Origin of the sequence: Microbispora bryophytorum (genome assembly GCF_006874465.1) — a bacterium.
Taxonomy (GTDB): domain Bacteria; phylum Actinomycetota; class Actinomycetes; order Streptosporangiales; family Streptosporangiaceae; genus Microbispora; species Microbispora bryophytorum.
In genome coordinates, this window is the sequence record NZ_VIRL01000017.1 from 106666 (window position 1) to 118911 (window position 12246).

A 12246-nucleotide genomic window follows, 5' to 3' on the forward strand; every position below is an offset into this window, starting at 1 on the left:
ACCACGCCTACAGCCCAAAACCGCCGCCGATGAGAAGGCACTGTCTTCGGCAGAAGCGCACAGCGGCCCTGTCCTCGCCACAACGGTCGGCGGCTACGGAAACTGACTGAGCCGTCCGTGCTGCCCCGACGTTGACACGACGCCGTTTCGGGACGTGGTCGACAGAGCGCCATGCTTGATGGCGTGAGCGGATCGGGCGGCCGGTGCGGGAGGCGTTCCCGCGCCGGACGCCTCTCATGACCGTGTCGCCTCAGGACCAGACGGCGGCGGTCGGCTCGGCGAAGCCGGCGGCCTGGTCGAGCCCCCCTTGAAGGCCGCTGGATTCTTCTCCCGCGCCCGCTGACCGGCGAAGGTCAACCGGACTGGATCGCGGTGAGCATGTCGAGCCGTGCCGCGTTGCGGGCGGGCCACACGGCGGCCACGACGCCGATGACCGTGGCCAGGGCGAGGACGAGCGCGATCTGACCCCAGGGCAGGATGAGCCGGTAGGCGGGCGTGTCGGCGGCCAGGAGGCGGACGCCCGCCCAGCCGAAGAAGACGCCGAGACCGGCGCCCAGCGTCGCGCCGAACAACGAGATGACCAGCGACTCCAGGCGCACCATCCGCCTGACGCCGCCACGGTCCAGGCCGATGGCGCGGAGCATGCCGATCTCGGCCGAGCGTTCGACGACGGACATGACGAGGGTGTTGACGACGCCGAGGACGGCGACGATCACGGCCATGGCGAGCAGCCCGTACAGCAGATTCAGCATCACGGTGATGCTGTGGGCGATGGAGGTGGAGACGTCCTGCTTGCTCTGCACGAGGATCGCGGGGCTGTCACCGAGGGCATCGATGATCGCGTCCTTGGCCGCCCGGCTCGGGCCGTGCGCGGTCTTGACCAGGACGGACCCGGCGGTGCGGGTGCGCAGGTGCGGGTCGAGGAGGTGAGTGTCGATCACGAGGCCGTGGAGCAGGTCGGTGTCCTGGTAGACGCCGCTGATCGTCACCCGGCCGTGGCCGCCGTCGGGGAAGGTGACCGGGAGGGCGGTGCCGGTGGTCCAGCCGTGCTCGGCGGCCGTGCCCGCGTCGACGAGGGCGCCGCCCGTGCCGAGGCCGGAGAGCGATCCGCGGGTGAACTCAGGCCGGAGCAGGTCACCGATGACGCCGGCGTCCACGCCGGTCAGGAACATGTTGGAGCCGGCGACGCGCGCCGGGACCTCACGCAGCGGGCTCACGGCGGTGACCCCGCCGGTGACCCTGTCGGTCGCTTTGATCGCGTCCTCGACCTGTACGGACAGGTCGTCGTAGTTGCCCATCCTGACGACGTAGTCGGCGCTCAGGGTCGCGGTCGCCCGGGCGTCGGTGGCCTCCCGGCTGCTGGTGGCGATGACGGTGAGGCCGGTGATGACGGCCAGGCCGATGGTCAGGGCGGACGCCGTGGCGGCTGTACGGCGGGGGTTGCGCAGGGCGTTCTCGCGCGCCAGTTTCCCGGGGGCGCCCATGCGGCGCAGCAGCGGCGTGACGGCGGCGATGAACGGGCGGGACAGCAGCGGGGTGAGGACGAACACCCCGGTGAGCAGCGTGCTCGCGCCCAGCCCAATGACGTACTGGCCCTCGTCGAAGTCCATGCCGGTGCCGGCGAGCACGGTGGCGGCGCCGGCGGCGGCCAGGATGGCGCCGACGGTGTTGCGCACGACCAGGGACCTGCTGGTGGCCGGCGCGTGCACGGCGCTCATCGCGGCGACGGGCGGGATCCTCCCCGCACGGCGCGCGGGCGGCCAGGCGGCGGCCATCGTCACCAGGACGCCGACGGCCAGGGACACCACGACGGCGGCCGGGGATACCACCAGCGGTCCGTCGGGGAGGACCTGGCCGCCGGAGCCGAACGAGCCGATCAGGCCGCGTAGGCAGGCGGCGACGCCGATCCCGGCCACCATGCCGGCGCAGCCCGCGACGGCCCCGATGAGGAGGGCCTCGACGAGAACGGAGCGGGTGATCTGGCGGCGCGACGCGCCGATGGCACGCAGCAGCGCGAGCTCCCTGGTGCGCTGGGCGGTGAGCATCGTGAAGGTGTTGGCGATCAGGAAGACGCCGACGAACAGCGCGATGCCGGCGAAGACCAGGAGAGTGGAGCGCAGGTCGTTGATCGTGCCCTCCACCCGCACGGCCTGGTCGCGGGCGAGGGAGTCGCCGGTGAAGGTGACGGCGCCTTCGGGCAGGACCTTCTCGACGGCCGCCCGCAGCGCCACCTGGGACGCGCCGGGTGAGGCCTTGGCGGTGATCTCGCTGAATATGCCCGGCTCGGCGAACAGCCGCTGCGCGGTGGCGGTGTCGAAAAGGGTGAGCGTGCCGCCGGCGGCGACCTCCCCGTCGTCGGTGGTGAAGACGCCGACCAGCTTCTCCTTCAGAACCGGCCCGTCGACGGAGAGGCGCACCGTGTCGCCCACCTGGTAACCCGTACGTTCCGCCGACCTGGCGTCGAGCATGATCTCGCCCGCGTTCTGGGGCGCCCGTCCCCGCGCCACGGCGTAGCGGGGGTCCGCGCCGCCCGGGCCCGGGTAGTAGTTGGCGCCGCGCGTCGACCAGCCTTGCCCCGCCAGGGCGCCGTCCTTGCCGGCGATGGCGGTGAAGCCGGTGACCGAACCGATCACCGTGCGGGCCTCGGGCAGGCGGGCCACGTCGTGAAGAAGATCCTGAGTGAGGGCGGGCCGGGCTCCCGGAGGGCCGCCCTCGGGCGCCCGGCCGGGCCTGATTGCCACGTCGACGTACGCGAAGCTCTGCTCGGAGCTCTTGCGGTACGCCTCGGCGAAGGTGTCGGTGAAGACGAGGGTCGCGGAGAGGAAGGCCACGCCGAGCAGTACGGCGAGCATGGTCATCAGCAGCCGGCCCTTGTGGGCGGTGACATTGCGCAGCGTCGTGCGGAACATGCGAGATCGGTCCTGGAGAGAAGTGATCGGGGGCGGGTTCGGGACGCGGTTCAGCCGGCGCGGTCGCCGGTGTCGAGGCGCTTCATCCGGTCGAGCACGGTCGCGGCGGTCGGCTCGCGCAGCTCGTCGACGACGTGGCCGTCGGCCAGGAAGACGACCCGATCCGCGTAGGAGGCGGCGACCGGGTCGTGGGTGACCATGGCGACCGTCTGGCCGAGCTCGCGCACCGAATCGCGCAGGAAGCCCAGCACCTCTGCGCCGGATCGGGAGTCGAGGTTGCCGGTGGGCTCGTCGGCGAAGATGATCTCCGGCCGTCCGGCCAGCGCGCGGGCGACCGCGACCCGCTGCTGCTGCCCGCCGGACAGCTGCGCGGGCCGGTGCTCGAGACGGTCCGCGAGGCCGACGGCGGCGATCACCTCGTCCAGCCAGGCCTTGTCGGGCCTGCGGCCGGCGATGGTCAGGGGGAGGGTGATGTTCTCGGCCGCGGTCAGCGTGGGCAGCAAATTGAACGCCTGAAAGACGAACCCGATCCTGTCCCGGCGCAGCCGGGTGAGCTGCTTGTCGCTCAGCCCGGTCAGCTCGAGGTCACCGATCCGCGCCGAGCCACCGGAGATCGCGTCCAGGCCGGCCATGCAGTGCATGAGGGTGGACTTGCCGGAGCCGGAGGGCCCCATGATGGCGGTGAACTCGCCGCGCCGGAACTCGACGCTGACGCCGTCCAGGGCGACCACCCGGGTCTCGCCCTGCCCGTAGACCTTGGTCAATTTGTCGGCCACGGCCGCTGGCCGGGTCGTCATCGTCACGGAAGAGGCGTGGGAGGCCGTCGTACGGCTGGGGTTCATCGCGGATCACTCCAGGAAAGCGGATGCCAGAGGGCAGGGTCGATCCTCCACGTGAGGGCGGGTGCGGCGGATCCACCGGACGGCCGAAACGGCGCCGGCCCGCCACTGCCCGCATCGGCCGAAAGGCTGAGGTGGTGGGCCGCGGCGACGCCGTAACGTGGGACGACGTGTTATCCGCGTTCCGGGCCCGGCCCCTCGCCCATCAGACGCTGTTCGTCCTGGCCGCCGTCGTGGTGATCGCCGCGCTCGTCCTCGAAGGCGAGGCCACTGGCTACCCGCCGACCGCGGTGGCCACCTTCCTGACCGGAGGGCTGTGCGTTACCGCCCTCGTCGTGCCGAGGAGGCGATACGTCCTGGCGGCGGCCGTCGCCATCGCCGCCTCCTGTGTCTTCACCACGGTCAGCGTGAACCTGACGCATCGGCCGGAGAACACGTTCGGGGTCACAGAACTGATCGCCCTCCTGCTGCTCATCGCACGCGCCGTCCGCACCCAGCCGCTCATCACGGCGGCGGCGTTGGGGACCGCGGCCGCCGTCTCAGCCGTCGTGCTGCCCCTGCGGATCGAGCCGTCCCAATGGCCGAACGTGATCACGTACGCCGAGCCGGCCGTCCTGCTGGCAGTGGTGCCCGCGGTCGTTCTCGGCCTGTACCTGCGTCTGCTCGACGACGCCCGCGATCGCCGGCTTCAAGGCGATCGGCAGGCTCAGCGCATGGAGTACGCCCGGGAGCTCCACGACTTCGTGGCGCACCACGTCACCGCGATGATCGCGCAGACCAAGGCCATCCGCTTCGCCACCTCCGCGGGGCACCCGCCCAGCCCCGCGGAGCTGGACCAGATGCTCGCCCGGATCGAGGAAGTCGGAGCCCAGGCGATGGACTCCATGCGGGCCATGGTCTCCGTCCTGCGCAATCCCGCCGCACCGGCGGCCACCAGTCCCTGCGCGGACCTCACCCGGCTGCACGACCTGGTCGCGACGTTCTCCCGCACCGGTCCGCCTGCCGAGCTGACACTCGACCCTCGGCTCACCGGTCGCCGCCTGCCGCCCGAGATCACCACCACGGTGCACCGGGTGGTCCAGGAGTCCCTCACCAACATCCGCAAACACGCCACCGCCGTCCGGTACGTCACCGTCGACGTCCAGACCGGCGATCAGAACACGCTCCGAGTCACGGTGACCGACGACGGACGCGGCCGCCGCAGGACCACGACCAGCGGCTACGGCCTGGCCGGTCTCACCGAGCGCATCGAAGCGGCCGGCGGCCGACTCACCGCCGGGCCACATGAGCTGACCGGTTGGCAGGTCGTCGCCGACCTTCCCCTTCCCCGCCGGGCGGATCCGCCCAAATCACCGCCTGGCATCATGGACATATGACCATCCGGGTGCTCATCGCCGATGACCAGGAGATGATCCGCTCGGCGTTCCGTATGATCCTCGACTCGCAACCCGACATCCAGGTCATCGCCGAGGCGGCCGACGGCGGCGCCGCCGTCGGCACGGCACGCGCCCTGCGCCCCGACGTCTGTCTGCTCGATATCCGCATGCCCGTACTCGACGGGCTTGAGGCAACCCGGCTGCTGGCTGGCCCCGACGTCCTCGACCCCCTGCACGTCCTCATCGCCACCACCTTCGACCTCGACGAGTACGTTTACCGCGCCCTGCGCAACGGCGCCTGCGGCTTCCTCCTCAAGGACGGCTCTCCGGTCCTGCTCGCCGAGGCCGTACGCGCGGCGGCGGCGGGAAACTCCCTGATCTCTCCGTCGATCACGGTCCGCCTCCTGCAGCACATGAACCCGCCCGCACGCGTCACGACCGGCCGGGCCGGGCACACACCGGCGGCATCCGCGAGCGCCGGCCAGGGCGGGTTGATCGAACCGCTCACCGAGCGGGAGCTCGACGTCGTCCGCCTCGCCGCCCGCGGACGGACCAACGAGGAGCTCGCCACGGAGTTGCACGTCACGCTGTCCACCGTGAAGACCCACCTCGCCAACGTGCAGCGCAAACTCGCCGCCCGCAATCGCGTCGAGATCGCCGCCTGGGCCTGGGAGAACGGCGTCTGCACCAGCCGTTAGCGCCGCTGACCGGCCCGGTCAGAGGCCTGCGGTCCGTAGCGGCGCTACGGCGATCAGTCAATACCGCAAGCGGCAGGCCGGACCGATGAGTTCGCCTCAGTCCTGCACGGGCCTACATGGGACTACTGGGGATCACGATGTTGCATCCCGTCAGTGTGATCTACCTTCTCAGGACGGATGTCGCAGAGCGCGGTGATCCGTGCCCCGGGGATCGGGAAGAACAGCGGGAGCTGCCCTGATCCGCGGTTGCCCAGCCCGATGATCGCCACCCGTACGGTATCGAACCCCTCGAAGGGCATGTCGGGTCATGGTCCGTTCCCAGCCCCGGGGAGGCTTCCATCCGGTCGTGCGGTCGGTCACCGAGACCACACGGAGGGCACCATGCACCTTGGACTGAGGAACTCGACCTGTCCGACGTGCTTCAGCCGGGCACGATGAGGCCGGACTCGTAGGCGAAGATCGCCGCTTGGATGCGATCGCGCAGGTCGAGCTTGGTAAGGATCCGGCTGACGTGGGTTTTGGCAGTGGTGTCGGAGATGAAGAGCTCTGCGGCGATCTCGGGGTTGGACAGGCCCCGTGCCATGAGCCGCAGCACTTCCAACTCCCGGGCGGTGAGCCTGTCGAGGGCGGGTGATCGGCGCGGGACGGGGGCTCTGGCGAAGGCCTCGATGACGCGGCGGGTTACTCCTGGCGTGAGCATGCCGTCCCCCGCAGCGACCACCCGGACCGCCTCGATGAGCCGCTCAGCGGGGGCCTCCTTGGTGAGGAACCCGGCGGCTCCGGCTCGAAGCGCCTCGTAGACGTACTCGTCGAGGTCGAATGTGGTCAACACGATGATCCGGGTGGGCAGCCCGGCCAGCCGCCGAGTCGCCTCCAGGCCGTTGACGCCGGGCATCCGGATGTCCATGAGCGCGACGTCGGGGGTGAGCGCGCGGACCACCCGTACGGCCTGCTCGCCGTCACCCGCCTCCGCCACCACCTCCATATCGGGCTCGTCGTCGAGCATCAGCCTGAAACCCCGCCGTACCATGGCCTGGTCGTCGGCGACCACTACGCGGATGCTCACCGCTGGCTCCCGTTCAACGGCAGCACGGCGCACACCCGGAAACCGCCGCTTTCGTACGGCCCGGCCTCCAGGACCCCGTCGTAAAGCGCCGCCCGCTCGCGCATTCCGATCAGCCCGTGCCCGGTACCCAGGCCGAGCGGCGCCGCGCCATTGCCATCGTCGTGAACCTCCAGTTCGACGGCCGTGCCGTTCCACCGGATCGCGACCTCGGCCCGCGCGCCCTGCCCGGCGTGCCGGAGGGTGTTGGTGAGCGCCTCCTGCACGATCCGGTAGGCGGCAAGGTCTATGCCGGGTGGCAATGGGGATGGCACGCCCTCGACCGTCATCTCAACCATGAGCCCGGTCTCGCGCATCTGGTCCAGCAGCGGCGGCAGCCCGTCGAGCCCGGGCTGTGGGGCGAGCGAGAGCGCCTCGCCGTCCGCGCGGAGGATTCCGAGCAGCCGCCGCAGCTCCCCGATCGCGCCCCGCCCTGCCTGCTCGACCTCGTCGAGGAGTTCGCTGTCTCCGGGCCGGTCGTGCCGCAGGCGCCGCCGTACGACCCCGGTCTGCACGACCATAACGCTGAGACTGTGGGCGATCACGTCGTGCAGCTCGCGGGCGATCCTGGTCCGCTCGGCCTGTACGGCGCGCTCCGCGTCCTCGGCACGCCGCCGTTTGAGCTCGGCGGTCTGCTCCTTGAGGAGCGTCGCCTCCTGGCCGCGCCTGCGGATCAGGTACCCCAGCGTCCACGCCCCGCCGAACAGCACGCCGGTGAACAGGTAGTCCCCCACGCCGCCGCGGTGGGGGTCGATGGCGAAGCCGACCAGCACGAACGTGGTCACCATGGCCGCGCCGACGGCGGAGTCCCTGAACTTGGCGTGAGCGGCGACGGAGTAGCAGCACACGATCATGGCGAAGAAGGCGTAGCCGCTCTCGAAGCTGTGCGTCACCGGCGAGGAGGCGGCCACGACGACCATGACGACGGCGACCACGCCGAGTGGCCAGACCCGGCGCCACGCGATGGGCGCGACCGTGGCGCCGGCCACGAGCATCTCCATGGCGGTAAAAGGGAGATCGGTGCTCGTCAGCGCCTCCAGCACGGCGGCGGTGCCGAGCACCCCGGCGACCGCGATATCGGTCCAGGGAGGCCGAGGCGGGATCCAGCGCATGGCGCTCACGATAACGCCGCAGGCGGGGCCGCCGAATCGTCCGCGTGGACGACGCCGGAATCATCGTTATGCCGGACGACCAGAGATGTGCCCGCGACCTACGTTGGCGGCCTCACACGTCAAGGAGGCTCACATGCCCACATCCCTTGAGGACTTCCGTCGCCGCTTCGCCGGCGTCTGCCTGATCGCCGGGCCGGTCGCGATGGCCGCGGCGATGGCGCTCAAGACGGTGTCAGGCGGCGATTCCAGCGCCATCCTCACCGAGGTCGCCGCCGACCCGAGCCGATTCCGGCTGTCGATCCTGCTCCAACTAGTTGCGGCACTGCTCATGGTGGCGGGGCTGGCCGGGCTGCCGCGGCTCTTCCCCGGACGCGGCGCGGTGCTCGGCCACCTCGGGATCGCGCTGCTCTGGCTCAACATGCTCGGGAATCTGGGCGACGCGGCGAGCGGCTCGGTCCTGTCCGCGATGGCCGCTGGCGGCGTCACCGACCAGAAGGTGGCGATCGCGGACGCGGTCGCCGGCGAACCCGTCTTCATGGTCATCCAGTTCATGGTGCTGATTGGCCTGCTCGGCTTCGTCCTGCTGGCGGTCGCCCTATTCCGGGCTCGTACGGTCCCATGGGCCGTGCCGGCGCTGCTCCTGGCGACACTGGTTTCGTTCCTCGTACCGATCACCGAAGCGGTGGGGGGCGTCCTGCTTGTGCTGGCCTATGGCTCGGTCGGCACCCGCTTCCTGCGGCCCGAGTCTGCTGTGAACCCGGCTGTGGAACCCGCTGTGGGACGGTGACTCCGTCCGCGGCGTGTGGTCGCGCCATATCGAGGGGCCGATATGGCGCGACCCCAATCGGTCTCAGCTCACATGCCTGCGACCCGCACGCACCATCCGCCGCCGCTACGAGGACGCCGACGTCGAAAGACTGGTGCGCGCGGCTCGGCGTGGTGGGACTGGCCGGTCGAACTGGTCACCGAGCACGTACGCACGATCATGACCGGTTCCCCGGCCGACATGAGGCCGTCGCCATCCAGGCCGGACGCGTGTGACGCCGCGCGTCACCAGGGCACCGGCCCGGCGTCGTCGAAGAATCCGCCGGTCGGGCCGTCGTCGGGCAGGGTCGCGAGCCGGATCGCGATCGCCGCGCCCTGTTCGGGCGTACGGACCCCGCGGTCCGGAAGTTGATGCGGGCGATAACACTCCATGGTCAGCCGCGCCGCTGATCCGGGTGGCGAGCGGGCCGTACATCTACTTTCCGATGTCGTGGAGTCGTACAGAGGAAGCGTCCGAGTATGCGGTTGAGGTCGCGTCCCGCCTCGGCTTGAACTGCTATGACCCTCAGTTGGACCCACTTCGTGATGATTCTCGGTCGGGGGCCTTGTGCCTTCGCGGGTCATCCGGTCTGTTCGGCGTCGCCCTGAGCCGCCCGCTTCCCATCACCGCTACCCCGAAGATCCTGGCTGACCTCGTCGAGTTGGTCGCGAAGGCCGAGAAGGACGCGGACCGGTACGAGGCCACGGGAGGGGTGGTTCTCGCCGAAACCGGATGGGCAACCAGCCACGGCAGGCAAGTACGAACCTCTGTCGGCGCGCACGGCCGACTTCGGAGACGGGGCGCCGATGCAGCACCGAGACGCGGCGACCGGTCGCCGTCCGATGAGCATCACGTGAACGAGCTGGTCGCCGGGTGGAATCCGTTCCGTCCGGCGACCAGTGAAGGCCGTGGGGGAATTGTTTACGGGACGCTGTAAAGGAACCAGAAGTTGTACTGGTAATCGCAGTGATACCAGGTCCACAGGTGGTTCTGGACGCCGTAGTCCCCGTACCGATAGCAGTCGGACGAGGAGTAGTAGACGTTACGAAGCGTGTCGGCCTGCGCGGGGGCGGCGTTTGCGATGACTGCCAGCCCACCGACCAAAGCGCTGGCGACGGCTAAAGCTCTGATTTTCCCCACTGACTCTCCTCGCAGTGTAGGTCGTGCCGAACTTCCACTGCGGAGCATTGCAGCGCGGACAATATGAGTACAGATCACGTTACCCGCCGCCGTTCCCCGACGGGGGCGACCTGCGGCTATACCGGGCAGGGGCTGAAACTTTCCTGCGGGTCCTCCATGCCCGACATCCGATTTCGGATGCTCCCGGGAACATGGCCCCACCATGAGCGCCAGGCCGACCGGGTTGTCGTCGAGGCGCTCCAGGCGAGGGAGACCCTCGGCCGGGCCGGTGATCTCGCCCGGCGCGGATCCGTCAACGGCCGTGGACGGTCATGGAGGGTCCTGGACGGTCCTGGACGGCCGCGGGCTGGGGAGCCCGCGGAGGCCACGCGCCCAGGGCCGGAAGAGGATGCCGGACGTCGTGATCAGGCCAGGTTGCCGGCCGGGATCCGTGCCGGAGCGAACTGCTCCTGAATCCAGTTCGGGTAGGCGATCGGCGGCCGGCTGACCTCGTCGAGTTCGGCGAGATCCTGCTCGGTGAGAGCCAGGTCGCCGGCGGCGATGTTGTCCGTGAGCTGTTCCACCTTGCGAGCGCCGACGATGACACTGGTGACGGCGCGCTGGGCGAGCAGCCAGGCGATGGCGACCTGAGCGGGGCTCACCTCGTGTCGCGCGGCGACGGTCCGCAGCACGTCGAGCACCCTGAAGCCCTTCTCCTCGTCGAAGGGCACGAAGTCGTAGCCGCTCCGGGCCCGGCGGGAGTCCTGTTCGGTGGTCACCCCGCCGCGGTCGAACTTGCCCGTGAGGAATCCGCCGGCAAGCGGCTGCCACACCGTCAGGCTCAGCCCGGCGTCCTCGGCCAAGGGCACCAGGTCACGCTCGGCGTCGCGCGACACCAGCGAGTAGAGCGTCTGATTGGCGGCGAACTTCGCCTGGTTGTGCAGCGCGGAGACGCCCAGCGCCTTGCTGATCTGCCAGGCGGCAAAGTTGGAACAGCCGATGTAGCGGATCTTGCCCTGTCGTACGGCGTCGTCGAGCGCGCTCAGCGTCTCCTCGATCGGCGTCACGTGGTCGTAGTTGTGGAGCTGATAGAGATCGATGTAATCGGTCTTCAGCCGACGCAGGCTGTCGTCCAGGGCCCGCATCACGTGAAGACGGGAGAGCCCCTGGTCGTTGGGCCCGGGCCCGACCGGAGCGAGCAGCTTGGTGGCGAGCACCACGTCCCGCCGGCGCCGCCCGATCGCCCGGCCGAGCAACTCCTCGCTCTCGCCGTCGGCGTAGACGTCGGCGGTGTCGAAGAAGTTGATCCCGGCGTCGAGTGCCGTGCCGACGACCCGATCCACTTCCTCCTGCCCGAGTGCTCCGATGGTGCTGTAAACCGGGTGCTCCTTGCCCCCGAACGTCATCGTGCCCAGGGAGATCTCGGAGACCCAGACCCCGGTGTGTCCCAGCAGACGATATTTCACAGCTACTCCTTCGTGCCGTACGTGCGGTCTACCGGCCGGCGACCAGGCGTTTCGCGCTCACCGGTCGCCGAGTCCGGACATCGTGTCCGAAAATTACGCTACACCGTGTCCGGACGAGGTGTAGTGTGACGTTGGCCGCAAGGCGACGACTCTAGGATCCTGGACATGCCTTCGATCACCCGGCGACGCACCGCGAATGTCGGCCGCCCCACCTCGGCCGAGGCGGACATCCTGGCCGCGACGCAGCGTCTGCTGATCAACGGCGCGAACTTCACCGAGCTCGGCGTGCAACAGATCTGCACCGAGGCCGGAGTCGCCCGCTCGACCTTCTACAGCCACTTCCGCGACAAGGTCGACCTGCTCGTGCGCCTGGCCGCCGCGTTCACGGCCTCATCCTTCGACTTCGCCTCGGCATGGGCCCCATCGGATGGCGTCGAACGCCTCGCGGACACCTTCCTGCACGTGGTGAAGGTCTATCGGGAACACGCCGCCGTACGGCGGGCGCTCGCCGAGGTCGCCACCTACGACGCGACCGTGCGTGACTTCTGGAGTGCGGAGCTCGACCAGTTCACGGACTGGACGATCGCATTGCTCCGCGCTGAGCAGGAGGCGGGCCGCGCTCCCGCCGACCTGGACCCGGTGAGCGCTACCCGGGTGATCGTCATGGGCGGCGAACGGGCCCTCGTCGCCCACGTCACCGCCGAGGATTCCGGCAGCGACGCCGCGTTCGCCCGCGAGCTGGCACTGACCTGGTGGTACGGCGTCTACCGCCGCCCGGCGGACCACAGCAAGTAGGCGCCTAATACGTCCTGTTTGCGGA

At 69.9% G+C, this 12246-nt stretch carries 10 protein-coding genes and 1 pseudogene; 4 read left to right on the plus strand and 7 right to left on the minus strand.

From position 1 onward, the window contains the following. Positions 1–353: 353 nt before the first annotated feature. Both FLX07_RS26690 and FLX07_RS26695 read right to left on the minus strand, forming a co-directional pair. On the minus strand, positions 354–2909 hold the full coding sequence (locus FLX07_RS26690) for an ABC transporter permease (RefSeq protein WP_142574421.1): 2556 nt from the start codon (positions 2907–2909) through the stop codon (positions 354–356). A gap of 50 nt (positions 2910–2959) precedes the next feature. Then, the gene (locus FLX07_RS26695) at positions 2960–3706 is read right to left on the minus strand and encodes an ABC transporter ATP-binding protein (RefSeq protein ID WP_142574422.1); all 747 of its coding nucleotides are present in this window, start codon (positions 3704–3706) and stop codon (positions 2960–2962) included. Between the two features lie 212 nt (positions 3707–3918). On the opposite strand from FLX07_RS26695, the gene FLX07_RS26700 reads away from it, so the two are divergent. Then, positions 3919–5124 carry a sensor histidine kinase gene (locus FLX07_RS26700; RefSeq protein WP_208762407.1) on the plus strand — a complete coding sequence of 402 codons (1206 nt, stop codon included), beginning with the start codon at positions 3919–3921 and terminating at the stop codon, positions 5122–5124. Continuing rightward, positions 5121–5822, plus strand: coding sequence for a response regulator transcription factor (locus FLX07_RS26705; RefSeq protein WP_142574424.1), 702 nt, complete (start codon positions 5121–5123; stop codon positions 5820–5822). Before FLX07_RS26700 ends, FLX07_RS26705 begins: the two co-directional genes overlap by 4 nt. 421 nt (positions 5823–6243) lie before the next feature. Here FLX07_RS26705 and FLX07_RS26710 read toward each other — a convergent pair whose 3' ends face one another. Both FLX07_RS26710 and FLX07_RS26715 read right to left on the minus strand, forming a co-directional pair. Continuing rightward, a complete protein-coding gene (locus tag FLX07_RS26710; protein ID WP_142574425.1) occupies positions 6244–6888 on the minus strand; it encodes a response regulator in 645 nt (214 codons plus the stop codon). Further along, positions 6885–8036, minus strand: a complete 1152-nt coding sequence (locus tag FLX07_RS26715) for a sensor histidine kinase (protein WP_142574426.1) — start codon at positions 8034–8036, stop codon at positions 6885–6887. Before FLX07_RS26715 ends, FLX07_RS26710 begins: the two co-directional genes overlap by 4 nt. 133 nt (positions 8037–8169) lie before the next feature. On the opposite strand from FLX07_RS26715, the gene FLX07_RS26720 reads away from it, so the two are divergent. Beyond that, positions 8170–8823: a hypothetical protein gene (locus tag FLX07_RS26720; protein WP_142574427.1), complete on the plus strand. Its 654-nt coding sequence runs from the start codon at positions 8170–8172 to the stop codon at positions 8821–8823. Positions 8824–9086: 263 nt separating this feature from the next. Here the strand turns inward: FLX07_RS26720 and FLX07_RS26730 are convergent. The 3 genes and pseudogenes from FLX07_RS26730 to FLX07_RS26740 all read right to left on the minus strand — a co-directional run. Continuing rightward, positions 9087–9191 (minus strand): annotated as a pseudogene (locus tag FLX07_RS26730) (dehydrogenase); the annotation flags it as partial. 571 nt (positions 9192–9762) lie between these two features. Then, complete coding sequence (locus tag FLX07_RS26735; RefSeq protein WP_208762408.1) at positions 9763–9981, minus strand: hypothetical protein; 219 nt, start codon at positions 9979–9981, stop codon at positions 9763–9765. 404 nt (positions 9982–10385) lie between these two features. Beyond that, a complete protein-coding gene (locus tag FLX07_RS26740) occupies positions 10386–11426 on the minus strand; it encodes an aldo/keto reductase (RefSeq protein ID WP_142574429.1) in 1041 nt (346 codons plus the stop codon). A gap of 165 nt (positions 11427–11591) precedes the next feature. On the opposite strand from FLX07_RS26740, the gene FLX07_RS26745 reads away from it, so the two are divergent. Beyond that, the gene (locus tag FLX07_RS26745) at positions 11592–12221 is read left to right on the plus strand and encodes a TetR/AcrR family transcriptional regulator (RefSeq protein WP_142574430.1); all 630 of its coding nucleotides are present in this window, start codon (positions 11592–11594) and stop codon (positions 12219–12221) included. Positions 12222–12246: the final 25 nt, after the last annotated feature.

What these genes read in the sequence shown, in the direction of transcription:
- FLX07_RS26690 (WP_142574421.1), bottom strand. Translation starts at nt 2,909, where the DNA reads ATGTTCCGCACGACGCTGCGCAATGTCACCGCCCACAAGGGCCGGCTG.
- FLX07_RS26695 (WP_142574422.1), bottom strand. Translation starts at nt 3,706, where the DNA reads ATGACGACCCGGCCAGCGGCCGTGGCCGACAAATTGACCAAGGTCTAC.
- FLX07_RS26705 (WP_142574424.1), top strand. Translation starts at nt 5,121, where the DNA reads ATGACCATCCGGGTGCTCATCGCCGATGACCAGGAGATGATCCGCTCG.
- FLX07_RS26715 (WP_142574426.1), bottom strand. Translation starts at nt 8,036, where the DNA reads ATGCGCTGGATCCCGCCTCGGCCTCCCTGGACCGATATCGCGGTCGCC.
- FLX07_RS26720 (WP_142574427.1), top strand. Translation starts at nt 8,170, where the DNA reads ATGCCCACATCCCTTGAGGACTTCCGTCGCCGCTTCGCCGGCGTCTGC.
- FLX07_RS26745 (WP_142574430.1), top strand. Translation starts at nt 11,592, where the DNA reads ATGCCTTCGATCACCCGGCGACGCACCGCGAATGTCGGCCGCCCCACC.